This is a genomic window from Halopolyspora algeriensis (assembly GCF_003337235.1).
GTDB classification, from domain to species: Bacteria; Actinomycetota; Actinomycetes; order Mycobacteriales; family Pseudonocardiaceae; genus Haloactinomyces; species Haloactinomyces algeriensis.
Genome location: NZ_QPJC01000003.1, coordinates 299,477 through 313,978 on the forward strand (window position 1 = coordinate 299,477; position 14,502 = coordinate 313,978).

General features: G+C 71.0%; 12 protein-coding genes. 4 read left to right on the forward strand and 8 right to left on the reverse strand.

What is annotated here, in order from left to right:
* Positions 1-257 precede the first annotated feature (257 nt).
* The 3 genes from tdh to DFQ14_RS07870 are packed head-to-tail and all read left to right on the forward strand — an operon-like array spanning position 258 to position 3,405.
* Positions 258-1,292 (forward strand): L-threonine 3-dehydrogenase, encoded by a 1,035-nt coding sequence (gene tdh / locus DFQ14_RS07860; RefSeq protein ID WP_114452432.1) that lies wholly within the window; start codon positions 258-260, stop codon positions 1,290-1,292.
* The gene (locus tag DFQ14_RS07865) at positions 1,292-2,494 is read left to right on the forward strand and encodes a glycine C-acetyltransferase (protein WP_114452433.1); all 1,203 of its coding nucleotides are present in this window, start codon (positions 1,292-1,294) and stop codon (positions 2,492-2,494) included. Before tdh ends, DFQ14_RS07865 begins: the two co-directional genes overlap by 1 nt.
* On the forward strand, positions 2,491-3,405 hold the full coding sequence (locus DFQ14_RS07870; RefSeq protein WP_114452434.1) for a LysR family transcriptional regulator: 915 nt from the start codon (positions 2,491-2,493) through the stop codon (positions 3,403-3,405). The genes DFQ14_RS07865 and DFQ14_RS07870 overlap by 4 nt, the downstream gene beginning before the upstream one ends.
* Before the next feature lie 26 nt (positions 3,406-3,431).
* Here the strand turns inward: DFQ14_RS07870 and hutI are convergent, their stop codons facing one another.
* The 8 genes from hutI to DFQ14_RS07910 all read right to left on the reverse strand — a co-directional run bounded on the left by hutI (position 3,432) and on the right by DFQ14_RS07910 (position 12,561).
* Entirely contained in the window at positions 3,432-4,592 is a 1,161-nt protein-coding gene (gene hutI, locus DFQ14_RS07875; protein WP_114452435.1) for an imidazolonepropionase, read from the reverse strand.
* A 9-nt stretch (positions 4,593-4,601) separates the two neighbouring features.
* The gene (locus DFQ14_RS07880) at positions 4,602-5,846 is read right to left on the reverse strand and encodes an allantoate amidohydrolase (protein WP_114452436.1); all 1,245 of its coding nucleotides are present in this window, start codon (positions 5,844-5,846) and stop codon (positions 4,602-4,604) included.
* A 2-nt stretch (positions 5,847-5,848) separates the two neighbouring features.
* Positions 5,849-7,516, reverse strand: coding sequence for a urocanate hydratase (gene hutU / locus DFQ14_RS07885; protein WP_114452498.1), 1,668 nt, complete (start codon positions 7,514-7,516; stop codon positions 5,849-5,851).
* Entirely contained in the window at positions 7,513-9,090 is a 1,578-nt protein-coding gene (gene hutH / locus DFQ14_RS07890) for a histidine ammonia-lyase (protein ID WP_114452437.1), read from the reverse strand. The genes hutU and hutH overlap by 4 nt, the downstream gene beginning before the upstream one ends.
* A 78-nt stretch (positions 9,091-9,168) precedes the next feature.
* Positions 9,169-10,053 (reverse strand): glycine betaine ABC transporter substrate-binding protein, encoded by an 885-nt coding sequence (locus DFQ14_RS07895; RefSeq protein ID WP_114452438.1) that lies wholly within the window; start codon positions 10,051-10,053, stop codon positions 9,169-9,171.
* 44 nt (positions 10,054-10,097) lie between these two features.
* Positions 10,098-10,781 (reverse strand): ABC transporter permease, encoded by a 684-nt coding sequence (locus DFQ14_RS07900; protein WP_114452499.1) that lies wholly within the window; start codon positions 10,779-10,781, stop codon positions 10,098-10,100.
* The gene (locus DFQ14_RS07905) at positions 10,778-11,452 is read right to left on the reverse strand and encodes an ABC transporter permease (RefSeq protein WP_170206385.1); all 675 of its coding nucleotides are present in this window, start codon (positions 11,450-11,452) and stop codon (positions 10,778-10,780) included. The genes DFQ14_RS07900 and DFQ14_RS07905 overlap by 4 nt, the downstream gene beginning before the upstream one ends.
* Positions 11,449-12,561 carry an ABC transporter ATP-binding protein gene (locus tag DFQ14_RS07910; RefSeq protein ID WP_114452439.1) on the reverse strand — a complete coding sequence of 371 codons (1,113 nt, stop codon included), beginning with the start codon at positions 12,559-12,561 and terminating at the stop codon, positions 11,449-11,451. The genes DFQ14_RS07905 and DFQ14_RS07910 overlap by 4 nt, the downstream gene beginning before the upstream one ends.
* A 285-nt stretch (positions 12,562-12,846) precedes the next feature.
* On the opposite strand from DFQ14_RS07910, the gene DFQ14_RS07915 reads away from it, so the two are divergent.
* Positions 12,847-14,460, forward strand: a complete 1,614-nt coding sequence (locus DFQ14_RS07915; RefSeq protein ID WP_114452440.1) for a bis-aminopropyl spermidine synthase family protein — start codon at positions 12,847-12,849, stop codon at positions 14,458-14,460.
* The last annotated feature ends 42 nt before the right edge of the window (positions 14,461-14,502 follow it).

Sequence of the window (14,502 nt, forward strand, 5' to 3'; positions counted from 1 at the left end):
CATCGTCGGGGCCGGTGCGAGCTTCGCCCGGACCGGCCCCAGCTTCGCACCGCCGGCCTTCGCTGGTCTCTCGTTCCCCCGCGGGGCAGCGCGCCGTGCGGCGGGATCGCGGCTCGTCGCCGGCGCTGTGCAGCGGCGCTAACCAGCCAGTGCAGAAAGTCGTGATGGACCCGGCAGGCCCGCGCGCCCCAGACTCTGCGGCGGCAATCCCACCGGTCACCACCGGGAACGGGACTTTCGCCGAGAAGGGAGGCAGCGTGCGAGCGCTGGTCAAGGGATCGCCCGCGCCGGGGTTGGAGCTCACCGAGGTTCCCGACCCGGCACCGGGCCCCGGCGAGGCCGTCGTCCGCGTCCTGCGAACCGGGATCTGCGGCACCGACCTGCACATCGCGTCCTGGGACGACTGGGCCGCGCGGACCGTGCCGACACCGCTGGTCGTCGGGCACGAGTTCGCCGGGGAGGTCGTCGAGGTCGGCACGGCGGTGGACAAGGTCCGCCCCGGCGATTTCGTCAGCGGCGAGGGCCACCTGGTGTGCGGCGACTGCCGCAACTGCCGGGCGGGCAGGCGCCACCTGTGCGCCCACACCCGGGGCATCGGCGTGCACCACCACGGCGCCTTCGCCGAGTACGCGGTCCTGCCCGAGCACAACCTCTGGGTGCATCGCCACGACGTCGACCCGGACGTCGCCGCGATCTTCGACCCGTTCGGCAACGCGGTGCACACCGCGCTGAGCTTCCCCGTGCTCGGCGAGGACGTGCTCATCACCGGCGCCGGGCCGATCGGCCTGATGGCCGCCGGGGTGGCCCAGCACGCCGGCGCCCGCAACGTCGTGATCACCGACGTCAGCGAGCACCGGCTGGAACTGGCACGTCGGTTCGGCGTCGACCTGGCCCTCAACGTCGCGGAGCACACGATTGCCGACGCGCAGCGACAGCTCGGGATGGACGAGGGCTTCGACGTCGGCATGGAGCTGTCCGGACAGGCCTCGGCGTTGCGGGAGATGATCGCCAACATGACCCACGGGGGCCACATCGCGATGCTGGGCCTGCCCGCCGAGGAGTTCCCGGTCGACTGGTCCTCGGTGGTGCTGAAGATGCTCACGATCAAGGGCATCTACGGCCGCGAGATGTTCGAGACGTGGTACTCGATGTCGGTGCTGCTGCAGGCCGGCCTGGACCTCTCCCCGGTGATCACACACCGGTTCCCCTACACCGAGCACGCCGATGCGTTCGACACGGCGCGCGGCGGCCGCTGCGGCAAGGTCGTTCTGGATTGGACGGTGGACAAGTAATGTTCGGTACCGTGGCCGAGGACCTGCGTGCCCGGCTCGACGAGATCCGTGCGCAGGGCCTGTACAAGCACGAGCGGGTTCTCGACTCGCCGCAGAGCGCGCGCGTGCAGGTGAGCGGCTCGAGCGGCAACGGCGAGCTGCTCAACTTCTGCGCCAACAACTACCTGGGGCTGGCCGATCACCCGGCGCTGCTGGACGCGGCCAAGGAAGCCCTCGACGACCGGGGGCTGGGCATGGCCTCGGTCCGGTTCATCTGCGGAACCCAGACCCCGCACAAGCAGCTGGAACAGCGGCTGACGGAATTCCTGGGCACCGGGGACACGATCCTGTACAGCTCCTGCTTCGACGCCAACGGCGGTCTGTTCGAGACGCTGCTGGACGAGCAGGATGCCGTGATCTCCGACGAGCTCAACCACGCCAGCATCATCGACGGCATCCGGCTGTCCAAGGCCCGCCGCACCCGGTACCGCAACAGGGACATGGCCGACCTGGAGCAGCAGCTCGAAGAGACCGCGGGTGCGCGGCACCGGCTGATCGTCACCGACGGCGTGTTCTCCATGGACGGCTATCTCGCCCCGCTGGACGAGATCTGCGACCTCGCCGAACGGCACGAGGCCATGGTCATGGTCGACGACTCGCACGCGGTCGGCTTCACCGGGCCGACCGGTGCGGGAACGCCGGAACTGTTCGGCGTCACCGACCGGGTGGACGTGAACACCGGCACGCTCGGCAAGGCGCTCGGCGGCGCCAGCGGTGGCTACGTCTCCGCCCGCGCGGAAATCGTCGAGCTGCTGCGGCAACGCTCGCGGCCCTACCTGTTCTCGAACTCGCTGGCACCACCGATCGTGGCCGCCTCGCTGGCCGCTCTCGACCTGGTGGGCTCCGAACCCGGGCTGCGGGAACAGCTGCGCAGCAACAGCGAGCTGTTCCGCCGCCGCATGTCCGAGGAGGGGTTCGACCTGCTGCCCGGTGACCACCCGATCATTCCCGTGATGATCGGTGACGCGGCCGAGGCCGCGCGGATGGCCGAGCTGCTGCTCGACGAGGGCATCTACGTCATCGGCTTCTCCTATCCCGTGGTGCCGCACGGCAAGGCACGTATCCGCACGCAGATGTCGGCGGCACACTCGCACGCCGACATCGAGCGAGCGGTCTCGGCGTTCGTCCGCGCACGCGACAGGATGGGTACCCTGACCGGGTGATCGACCCACGTCGGCTGCAGGTGCTGCGCGCGCTCGCCGACCACGGAACCGTGCGCGCGGCCGCCGAGGCGCTGTACCTCACTCCCTCGGCGGTCTCGCAGCAGTTGAACGCGTTGGAGAGCGAGGCCGGGCAGCCGTTGCTGGCCCGCCGCGGCCGCCGGGTGCGCCTGACGGCCGCGGGCGAGCTGCTGGCCCAGCACGCCAAGGCGGTGCTGGCCGAGCTGGAACGTGCCGAAGCAAGCCTGGCCGCCTGCGCCGCGGGCACCGTCGGCCAGGTCGAGGTGGCCTCGTTCGCCTCGGCGATCACGCAGGTCGTCGCCCCGTCGATCGCGGCACTGCGCGAGCGCGCCCCCGGGGTGAACGTGCTGGTCCGCGACGCCGAGGCGCACGACAGCCTGCGGTTGCTGCTGGCCGGGGAGGTCGACGTCGCGATCTCGATGGAGTACGGCTCCACGCTGCAGGCCGACGGCGACAGGCTGATCCGCTACCCGCTGTACGCGGAGCCGTTCGACGCCGTCCTGCCGCCAGGGCACCCGCTGGGCGAGTCCGCGGACATCGCGCTGGACGACCTGCGCGAATCCGACTGGATCGTGCCGCTACCCGGCAATCCCTGCCGCGCGGTGACTCGGACCTGCTGCGAGAACGCCGGATTCATCCCGCACATCACCCACACCTCGGACGACTTCCACGCCGTGGTGGCCCTGGTCACGGCAGGCACCGGGGTCGCGCTCGTGCCCCGCACCGCCATCCCCACCGAGCACGGCGCACAGGTGCGGCCGCTGACGGACAACGCCCCGACGCGCCGCGTCTTCGCGGCCGTGCAGCACGGGCGCGAAGAGCACCCGCTGCTGCGCACCCTGCTCGACACGTTGGTGACGCAAGCCCGGGACGCATTCGGAAAAGCCTGGTAGGGAGCACTCGGAGCTTTCCGCAGACATCATGTGCAGCGCGTCCCCGCGCGCCAGACGGCGTGGGTCAACGGGACGCCGGGACGATAGGCCAGCCACGCCGCGCTCGGCGCATCGAGCACGTGCACGTCCGCCCGAGCACCCGGACACAGCACACCGACCGCCCCGTCGCCTTCCTCCCGGCGCAGCGCCCTGGCCCCGCCCCAGGTCGCCGCGCGGACGGCCTCGTCGACACTCATCCGCATCTGCAGCACCGCCGTGGTCACGCAGAAAGCCATGGAAGAGGTGTAGGAAGAGCCCGGGTTGCAGTTCGACGCCAGCGCCACGGTCACCCCGGCATCGAGCAGGGCGCGAGCGTCGGGCAGCGGCTGGCGGGTGGACAGGTCGCAGGCGGGCAGCAGCGTGGCGACCGTGTCCGAATCCGCCAGCGCCTCGACGTCGGAGCGCTCGAGGTGGGTGCAGTGGTCCACGCTCGCCGCGCCGAGTTCGACCGCCAGGCGAGCTCCGGGCCCCGGCCCCAGCTGGTTGCCGTGCACCCGCAGCCCCAGTCCCCGCTTCGCGGCGGCCTGCAGCACCCGCCGGGACTGCTCGGCACCGAAAGCACCCTGCTCGCAGAACACATCGCACCAGCCCGCATGCGGGGCGAGCGCGTCGAGCATCTCGCCGCACACGAGATCGACGTAGTCATCGGCGTCCTGCCCCGGCGGCACCAGGTGCGCACCGAGGAAGGTCACCTCGTCGACCTCGGTGGCGGCGAGTTTCGCCGCACGCAGCTCGTCGGCGACGGTGAGCCCGTAGCCGGTCTTCGTCTCGAGACACGTCGTGCCCTGTGCCACGGCCTCGGCGACATGCCGGCGCAGGTTCTCGGCGAGTTCGACGTCCGTGGCCGCCCGGGTCTCCTCGACCGTCACCGCGATACCGCCGGCTCGGTAAGGCTCCCCCGCCATGCGCGCGGCGAACTCGGACGTGCGGTCCCCGGCGAAGAGCAGATGGGTGTGGCTGTCGACCCAGCCCGGCAGCACCGCGCGGCCTCCGACGTCGACGCGCGTGTCGGCCTCCGGTGCCTCGGCTTCGGGGCCGACCCAGGCGACCCGGTCCCCGTCGAGCACCAGCGCCGCGCCGGTGCGTGTACCCGTCTCCTCGGCATTCGTCGTGAGCTCGCCGATTCCGGTGATCACGGTGCTGGCCATGGGAAATCCTCACTCCCGCTGCAGAGAGGTCGCCGAGTGCTCCGGAGGTCTTCCGCCCGCCAGGTGTTCGAGGGTGCGAGCGAGCGCGGTCACACCGGCCTCGCAGTCCTCGGGTTCGGCGTGCTCCTGCGGCGCGTGGCTCACCCCGGTGGGGTTGCGGACGAACAGCATCGCCGCGGGGGTGTGCGCGGCGAGGATCCCGGCATCGTGGCCGGCCCCGGTGGGCAGGACGGGAGCATCGCCGAGCAGTGTCGCGAGCTCCTCCCGCAGCCCCGCGTCGAAGTGGGCCGTGTCCGCATAGGACTCCTCGGAGATCTCCACCCGGCACCCCTCCTCGGCCGCGTACTTCTCGGCCAGCCCGGAAAGCTCCGCCACGAGCCCGCGCGTCGCCGCATCCGCAGGCGAACGCGCATCCAGCCACATGTCCACCGAGGACGCGACGACGTTGGTGCCGCCGGGATTCGGGACGAGCCGGCCCACGGTCGCCCGCGCACCGTCGACGTCCCGCGCGGCATCGCGTGCCGCGAGAACGAGCCGGGAGGAGGGCAGCATGGGATCCCGCCGGTCGCCCATCGGCGTCGCCCCGGCGTGGTTGCCCTGGCCGGTGATCCGGAACCGCCACCGGCCGTGGGACAGGATCGATGAGGCCACCCCGACCGGGCGCTGCAGGTCGATCAGCCCGCGTCCCTGCTCCACGTGCAGCTCCACGAACCGCCCGATCCGCTCCAGGGCGGCATCGTCGCGCCCGGCACGTTCCGGCTCCATGCCTGCCGAACGCATCGCCTCGGCGAAGCTCACCCCGTCGGGATCGCGAAGCGCGCGGGCCCTGTCCGGGTCGATCGTGCCGGTCAGCAGGCGCGACCCCAGGCACGGCACACCGAACCGGCCGCCCTCCTCCTCGGCGAAGACCACCACGGCCAGCGGACGCCGAGGGGTGAATCCCCGGGCCCGCAACAGATCCAGCGCCGCCAATGCGCTCACCACGCCGAGCGGGCCGTCGAAGGCGCCACCGCCGGGCACGGAGTCGAGGTGGCTGCCGGTCACCACCGCGTCCGGGCCGGGCTCGCCCCACCAGGCCCACAGGTTCGCGTTCGCGTCGGTGGTGACCTGCAACCCCCGCAGGCGGGCCTGCTCGGTGAACCACTCCCGCAGCTCCTGCTCGGCACGGTCGAGGACGTGCCGCGAGAAGCCACCGCGTGTGCGGTCGGCGCCGAGGTCGTCGATCGCCGACAGCAGTTCGCTCGCCGTCGCCATGCTCACTCCTGCGTGCTCGCGAGCCCGGGCACGTGGACGCCGCGCTCGGTGGCCACCTCACGCGCACGGCCGTAGCCCGCGTCGACGTGGCGGATCACGCCCGTGCCGGGATCGTTGGTCAGCACCCGCTCCAGCTTCTGCCGCGCCAGCGCCGTGCCGTCGGCCACCGTGACCTGCCCGGCGTGCAGCGAACGCCCCATCCCGACACCACCGCCGTGGTGCAGCGACACCCACGTCGCCCCCGAAGCGGTGTTGACCAGGGCGTTGAGCAGCGGCCAGTCGGCGACGGCGTCCGAGGAGTCGGCCATGCCCTCGGTCTCGCGGTACGGCGAGGCCACCGACCCGCAGTCCAGGTGGTCCCGGCCGAGCACCACGGGTGCGCTCAGCTCGCCGGAGGCCACCATGTCGTTGAACCGCTGCCCCGCGAGATGGCGCTGACCGTAGCCGAGCCAGCAGATCCGCGCCGGAAGTCCCTGGAAAGAGACCTTCTCGCCGGCCAGCCGGATCCAGCGCGCCAGGTGGTCGTCGTCGCCGAACATGTCGAGCACGGCCCGGTCCGTCGCCGCGATGTCGGCCGGGTCGCCGGACAGTGCCGCCCAGCGGAACGGCCCCTTGCCCTCGCAGAACAGCGGCCGGATGTAGGCGGGCACGAACCCCGGATAGTCGAAGGCGCGCTCGTAGCCCGCCGCCAGGGCCTCGCCGCGCAGCGAGTTGCCGTAGTCGAACACCTCCGCGCCCTCGTCCAGAAAGCCGACCATCGCCGCGACGTGCTCGGCCATGGAATCCCGGGCCCGGTTGGTGAACTCGTCCGGCTTGCGCGCCGCGTAGTCGTGCCAGTCCCGCACCGCGACCCCGGAGGGCAGGTAGGACAGCGGGTCGTGCGCGGAGGTCTGGTCGGTGATGATGTCGGCGGCCACTCCCCGCCGCAGCAGTTCCGGCAGCACGTCGGCGGCATTGCCGATGACGGCAACCGAGTACGCCCTGCGCTGCGCCTTGGCTGCCGTGGCCTTCTCGACGGCCTCGTCGAGGCTGCCCGCCACCTCGTCGAGATAGGCGTGCCGGAGGCGGCGGTGCGCGCGGTCGGCGTCGCACTCGACGACCAGGGCCACCCCGCCGTTCATCGTCACGGCCAGCGGCTGGGCACCGCCCATACCGCCGAGTCCCGCGGTGATGGTCAGCGTTCCCGCGAGGCTGCCGCCGAAGCGCCGTTCGGCGACGGCACCGAAGGTCTCGTAGGTTCCCTGCAGGATGCCCTGGGTGCCGATGTAGATCCACGAGCCCGCGGTCATCTGCCCGTACATCATCAGGCCGAGCGCGTCGAGACGGCGGAACTCGGGCCAGTTCGCCCAGTCACCGACGAGGTTCGAGTTCGCGATGAGCACCCGCGGCGCCCACTCGTGGGTACGCAGGACTCCGACGGGTTTGCCGGACTGCACCAGCAGCGTCTCGTCCTCTCCCAGAGTGGTCAGTTCCCGGGTGATCGCGTCGAAACTCGCCCAGTCCCTGGCTGCCTTGCCGGTGCCGCCGTAGACGACGAGGTCGTCGGGACGTTCGGCGACCTCCGGGTCGAGGTTGTTGTGCAGCATCCGCAGCGGAGCCTCGGTACTCCAGCTGCGGGCGGTCGGCTCGGTGCCGCGCGCCGCGCGCACGGGCCTGGCTCCGGTGCTCACGAGGACCACCCCCCGGTCGGAACGTCGAAGCGCCCGAGCACCTCGTGCACGGCGCCGGAACGGATCAGTTCTTCGGCCGCGGCGATTTCCGGAGCCACGTGCCGATCGGGGCCGGGACCGTCGACCCGCTCGCGCAGCAGGGCACGGACAGCCCCGGTGGCCGGTGCCGGCCGCAGCGGGGCACGCAGGTCCAGCGCCCGCGCAGCCGCGAGCAGCTCGACCGCCAGGGCCGTGGTCAGCCCGTCCACGGCCCGGCGCAGCTTGCGTGCCGCCGACCACCCCATCGAGACGTGGTCCTCCTGCATCGCGCTCGTCGGGATGGAATCCACCGAGGCGGGCACGGCCAGGCGCTTGAGCTCGGTCACCACCCCGGCCTGGGTGTAGTGCGCGATCATGTAGCCGGAATCGACGCCGGGGTCGTCGGCCAGGAACGCGGGCAGGCCGTGCGAGCGGGCGACGTCGAGCATCCGGTCGGTGCGGCGTTCGGCCATGCTCGCCACATCGGTCAGCGGGACGGCCAGGAAGTCGAGCACGTGCGCCAGCGGCGCACCGTGGAAGTTGCCGTTGGATTCCACCCTGCCGTCACCGAGCACCACCGGGTTGTCGATGGCCGCGGCGAGTTCCCGCTCGGCCACGGTTCCGGCGTGGGCGGTGGTGTCCCTGGCGGAACCGTGCACCTGCGGGGCGCAGCGCAGCGAGTACGCGTCCTGCACCCGGTTGCAGTCGGGTCCGCGATGGCTGGCCACGATCGCCGAGTCGGCCAGCAGCGCGTGCATCCTGGCCGCCGAGTGCGCCTGGCCGGGATGGGGCCGCAAGTCCTGCAGGTCCGCGGCGAACGCGCGGTCGGTGCCCAGCAGCGCTTCGACGCTCATCGCCGCGGTCACATCGGCCACGTCGAGCAGTGCGGCCAGATCGTGCAGCGCCAGTATCAGCATGCCGAGCATGCCGTCAGTGCCGTTGGTCAGCGCCAGCCCTTCCTTCTCGGCCAGCACGACCGGTTCGATCCCGGCGCCGGCCAGCGCCTCGGCGGCAGGCCGGAGCTGCCCCGACGGGTCGAGGACGTCCCCCTCGCCGGTCAGGGTCAGTGCCACGGCGGCCAGCGGCGCCAGATCACCCGAGCAGCCCAGGGAGCCGTACTCGTGCACGAGCGGAACGATGCCCGAGTTGAGCAGTGCCGCCAGCGCGTGTGCCGTTTCCGGCCGGACGCCGGTGTGGCCGGTGGCGATCGTGTGCAGGCGCAGCAGCATCAGCGCGCGCACGACCTCGGGTTCGACGGGCGCACCCGCGCCTGCCGCGTGCGAGCGCACGAAGGACTGCTGCAGCGCGACCCGGCGATCGGCCGGGATGTGGCGGACCGCCAGCGCGCCGAAACCGGTGGAGACCCCGTAGGTGGGTTTCTCGGCGGCGGCCAGTGCGTCGATGTGCTTGCGGGTAGCGCCGATGCCCTGCTCGGCGGATTCGGTGAGCCGGACCCCGCGACGGCCGCGGGCGACTGCGGCGACCTGTTCCAGCGTCAGGGGCTCCGGACCCACCTGCTGCGGGTGCACCGTGTCCGGACGGGAGCTGTGTGGCATGCCCCCATATCACCGCAGCGACCTCCGCACCGAAAGCGCGGCCACGACAACTCCGTCTGCCATTTCAGACAGATGAGGCTACACGCCCACCCCGGTGACGAACGTCTTCGCCAGATCCGCCGGATTGGCCTTGTCGACCATCAGACGCTTGTTGAGCTCGGCGAGCTTCGTGGTCGTCAGCGCCTGCGAAACCCGGTTGAGCGCGTCGGTCTGCTGCCGGTTCAGATCTCCCCGGTGCACCAGCGGCACGACGTTCTGCGCCGGGAACATGTTCTTCGGATCCGCGAGCTTGACCAGATTGTTGCGATCGATCGCCGCCGAGGTGCTGAACAGGTTCGCCACCTGAACCTCACCACCGAGCAGGGCATCCACCGTGACGCTGCCCGCCTGCAACTCGCGGATCTCGGAGAAAGTGCAGCCGTAGACCTCGGCGATGCGGTCCTTCCACCGCACCTTCCACTCGGCGGGCGCACCCAGCACGAGCTCACCACAGCGGGGGCCGAGATCGGCCATCGACCGCAGCCCGGAGGCGGCCGTTTCGGCGGTCACCGTCAGCACATCGGAGTCCTCGGCCGGGGAGTACTGCAGGACACCCAGTTGCGGCGGCAGAGACTGCTTCAGGGCGTCGTAGACCGGCTGGGACTTGGTGGCCTGCGCCTTCTCGTTCACGTACTTCAGCAGGTTGCCGGTGTAGTCCGGAATGACGCTCAGCTCACCCTGGCGCACCGCCTTGACGTAGACCTCGCGGGCTCCGATGCGTCCCTTCGTCCGCACCTCGGCGCCGGTGGAGCGCAACGCTTCGGCATAGATCTCCATCAGCAGCTCGCTCTCGGCGAAGTCGGCGGAGCCGACCACGATCGGACCCTGCGAGCCCGATCCGCTCTCCAGCGGATCGCCCGAACCACAGCCGGTCAGCGTCAGCGTCGCGACCAGCGCGAGCCCCAGCGCGAAAACACGTCTCATGCCCGTCTCCCGTTCCTTCGAAATCCTGTCGGATCTGCGGTTGCTCAACTGCCGTCACGATTGGCTTCAGCGGCCAGGGCAAGACCGCGCGGAACCACCAGCCGCGAGATCCCCGCCAGCACGAGATCGACCGCGACAGCCAACAGCGCGATGAACAGCGCGGCGGCGGCCATCTGCTCGTAGTGCCCCACGGCCAAGCCGTCCAGCAGGATCCGGCCGAGGCCGCCCAGGTTGACGTAGGCTGCCACGGTGGCCGTGGCCACCACCTGCAGCATCGCGCTGCGGACACCCCCGATCAGCAACGGCAACGCGTTCGGCAGTTCCACCCGCCACAGCCGCTGGATCGAGGTCATCCCCATTCCCCTGGCCGCATCGACGATGTCGGAAGGCACGCTGTCGACTCCCGCACAGGTTCCGGCCAGGATCGCCGGGATCGCCAGGATCACCAGTCCGGCCAGTGCGGGAGTGTCGCCGAGGCCGAAGATCAGTACCAACATGGTCACCAGGCCGAGCGTCGGCAGCGCACGCATCGCATTGCTCACGGCGACCACGGCGGTCGCACCACGACCGGTATGTCCGATGTAGAGGCCGAGCGGAACGGCGATGAGCATGGCGGTTCCCACCGAGACCACGCAGTAGTACAGGTGCAGCAGGGTTTGCGCGGGCACACCCCCGGCGCCGCGCCAGTGCTCCGGGTTCGTCAACCAGGCGAGCAGGTCCGCGATCACGGCTCGCTCACCACCTTGCTCGCGCGGGACCACGGCGTCAGCAGCTTCCGCAGCCCGACCAGCACCAGATCGACCACCAGCGCGAGCAGCAGGGTCAGCACGATACCCACCAGGATCTCGACCATGTAGCGCCGCTCGAAGCCGTCGGTGAACAACCCGCCCAGGCCACCGATACCGATCAACGCGCCCACGCTGACCAGGCTGATGTTGCTGACCGAGGCCATCCGCACGGCCGAGATGAGTACCGGAATCGCCAGCGGCAGCTCCACCGCCACGAAGCGCCGCCACGGCCGGTACCCCATCGCCGTCGCCGCCGCGGTGACATGGCCGGGCACCGACTCCAGCGCGTCGAGCACCGGCCGCATCAACAGGGCGGCGGTGTAGAGCGCCAGCGCGATGATCACGTTGATCGGGGACAGCAGCGGTGTGCCCAGCACACCGGGAATGAGCACGAACAGGGCCAGGGACGGAATCGTGTAGACGACGCTCGCCGCTCCCAGTATCGGGCCACGCAGCCGGTGATGCCGCTGAGCGAGCCTGCCGAGCGGCAGTGCCAGCAGCGCACCGAGGACCAGCGGTGTCAGCGACAGGTACACGTGTTCACCGAGCAGGGTCAGCGTCATCTCGCGATAGCCGGGGCTGGCGAAGAAGCGCAGCAGCTCCTCGATCACGGGGCGACACCCTCGGCCGTCACCGAGCTGCGATGCTCCTCGATGAGGTCGAGCACCTGCCGCGCGGTGACCACACCGACATAGCCGCCGTCGCCGTCGACCACCACGCCCAGCCCGGATGGCGCGGACAACGCCGAGTCGAGAGCTCCTCGCAGCGATGTCCCCTCGACGTGAAGAGAGCCACCTGCCACGAGCTGGTCCTCGGTGAGCTGCCCGTCCACAGCGGCCTCGGGAGGCAGCCATCCGCGCGGACGCCGGTGCGCGTCCAGCACCAGTACCCACCCGGCACGGCTGGGCACGTCGGCACTGGTGTCACCGATGTGGACGGTGTCGGTGGCTTCCGGCCGCAACCTTCGGGAGTCCCTGAAGGACAGCCGCCGGTATCCCCGGTCGCGCCCCACGAACGAGGTGACGAAGTCGTCGGCGGGTTCGGCGAGCAGCGCGTCGGGCTCGGCGTATTGCGCGAGGTGACCGCCCTGCCGCAGGACCGCCACCTTCTCGCCGAGTTTGATGGCCTCGTCGATGTCGTGGGTGACGAACAGGACGGTCTTGCCCAACTCCTCCTGCAGCCGCAGCAACTCGTCCTGCAGGCCCGCGCGCACCACCGGGTCGACCGCGCTGAACGGTTCGTCCATGAGCAGCACCGGCGGGTCGGCCGCCAGGGCTCTGGCCACCCCGACACGCTGTTGTTGCCCTCCGGAAAGCTGCGCCGGATACCGCCTGCCCAGGTCGGCGGGCAGGCCGACCCGGTCGAGCAGTTCGGCGGCGCGCGTCCGCGCCTCGCGCCGCCGGCACCCGGACAGCAACGGCACCGTCGCGACATTGTCGAGGACCGTGCGATGCGGGAACAGACCGGCTTGCTGAATGACGTAGCCGATGCCGCGCCGCAGGCGTGCCGCGTCGAATTCCCGGACGTCGGTCCCATCGACGAGCACGGCCCCGGAGGACGGCTCGATCATCCGGTTCACCATGCGCATCAGCGTGGTCTTGCCGCATCCGGACGGTCCGACCAGCACCGTGATCGTGCCGGTCTCGGCCGACATGCTCAGCTCCTGCACGGCCACCGTGCCGTTCTCGTACTGCTTGCGCACGGACCGGAACTCGAGCACCGAGCCCCCTCGCTGAACACCGACGGTCACTTGCCGACCGTCCAAACCGGCACCGAGCCTAACCCGATCAGGCGGCACATGCGACGTAATACGGCGCACGCGTGCTACGAACAGTACTCGAGTGCGGTCCACTCGGGCCGGTGTGCGCGGTCGCGTCGGCGCTCTCTCCGGGCCGGCAGCGCTGCGCAAGCGCGAGAGAGGACCGTGATCCGGCGGGTATCCGACAGTCCCGGTAGGACCGGGCGGACGGCGATCCCCTCGGCGACACCCTAAGCTGGAAGCCTCATGAGCAGTCCGAGGGATACGGGATCGTCGGCCGACACACCGCAGGCCGAACCCGCGGTGTCCGGGAACACCGGCGACTCCGCCGCCACCGAGCCGATCGAGGCCGTCGCCGCGCTCCTCGCCGCGGCAGGCGCTCGTGCACGTCGCCTGCGTGCGGTACTCGCACTGCTCGTCGAGGGGCCCCGCACCTTCGACGAGCTGATCCGCACCCCCGCGGTCCCCCGCCGCACCGTCGAAGAGCTCCTCGCGGCAGCGGGCAGCGACCTCGATACCGAAGGTGGGCTCCACCGGCTCATCCCCTCGGTGCAACGCCACTATCGCGACCGATTCGCACTCGACGAGCTGCACGCTGGCCCCGGCGGCGCCGACGTGCAGGACCGTATCCGGGAGTTCATCGACTCGGGCCCCACACCCGCCACCGCGCTCGACCACGTGACGGCCACCCCGGAGACGGTGCTGCGCCGTGCCGAGTGGCTGCGGGACACCTACGACCTGCTCCGGGCACGGACCCTGTTCCTCGGCGACCACGACCTGACCTCGCTGGCGGTGTGCCTCGTCGAACCCTCCGCACAGGTGACGGTGGTCGACCTCGACGAGCGGGTCCTGGCCCATATCGACGGAATCGCCGCCGAGTACGGGTTGCACATCCACACGTTGCACGCCGATCTGCGGTTCGGCCTGCCCCCGGCCGTCAAGGGTGCAGCCGATCTGGTGTTCACCGATCCGCCCTACACCCCGGAAGGGGTCGGCCTGTTCACCGCACGCGCCGCCGAGTGCCTGACCGACACCAACAGCCGCGTCGTCCTCGCCTACGGCTTCAGCGACCGGAGCCCCGCACTCGGTCACCGGGTCCAGCAGGAGCTCCTGCGGTTGGGCATGGTGTTCGAGGCGGTCCTGCCGGACTTCCACCGCTACTACGGTGCCCAGGCCATCGGCAGCGCCGCCGATCTCTACGTCTGCCTGCCCACCACGCAACCCCGGAAGCTGACGGGCAGGCAGCCCGCGGCCATCTACACGCACGGCCCCCAGTCGGTGGAGGCGGGCACCGCGGCACCGAGCGAGGACTTCCTGCGGAAGCTGGGCGAGCTCACGCGCACACCGGTGCAGGAGCTGCAGCGACCGGGTTGGGACCGGCCGCTGCACGGAAACCGGGAATTCCCCGTCTTCGACCTGCGGGCCGATCCGGGGCCGTGGCTGCTGCGCATGCTGCTGGCCTGCAACACCGAGCGGGCCGCTTTCGTGGTCGGCAACCGGCACCCCGACATCACCAGCGAGCACGCGCAGAGTGCGCTTTCGGGGCTGATCGCGGCCAAGTACACGGTGCGCTTCCACCGCAGCAGCCCGGAACCGACCTGCGCGGTGGTGTTCGCCGATCCCCCGGCCCGCACCACGGGCGTCGCTCACGACCTGCTGCACCGCGCGCACGGCAAGGTCGGCAACACCTGGCGGGAGGCGCTCATCACCGACGCGGCCGGTGCGGGCTCGACCCTCACCAAGAGGGAAGCCCGGCAACGCGTCACGGGACTGATCCAGGATCCCGCCGACCTCGGCGTCCGCCTCATCGACCTGCCCCGCCTCCGCCTGGATGCGCTCCTGCACACCGCCGAGGCGTGAGCATTCGCCCCGGCCGGGGATTCCTCGGCGCCGAAGCCCGCA

Coding starts and splice junctions, on each gene's coding strand:
- DFQ14_RS07865 (WP_114452433.1), top strand. CDS start 1,292: ATGTTCGGTACCGTGGCCGAGGACCTGCGTGCCCGGCTCGACGAGATC.
- hutI (WP_114452435.1), bottom strand. CDS start 4,592: ATGGCCAGCACCGTGATCACCGGAATCGGCGAGCTCACGACGAATGCC.
- DFQ14_RS07880 (WP_114452436.1), bottom strand. CDS start 5,846: ATGGCGACGGCGAGCGAACTGCTGTCGGCGATCGACGACCTCGGCGCC.
- hutH (WP_114452437.1), bottom strand. CDS start 9,090: ATGCCACACAGCTCCCGTCCGGACACGGTGCACCCGCAGCAGGTGGGT.
- DFQ14_RS07895 (WP_114452438.1), bottom strand. CDS start 10,053: ATGAGACGTGTTTTCGCGCTGGGGCTCGCGCTGGTCGCGACGCTGACG.
- DFQ14_RS07915 (WP_114452440.1), top strand. CDS start 12,847: ATGAGCAGTCCGAGGGATACGGGATCGTCGGCCGACACACCGCAGGCC.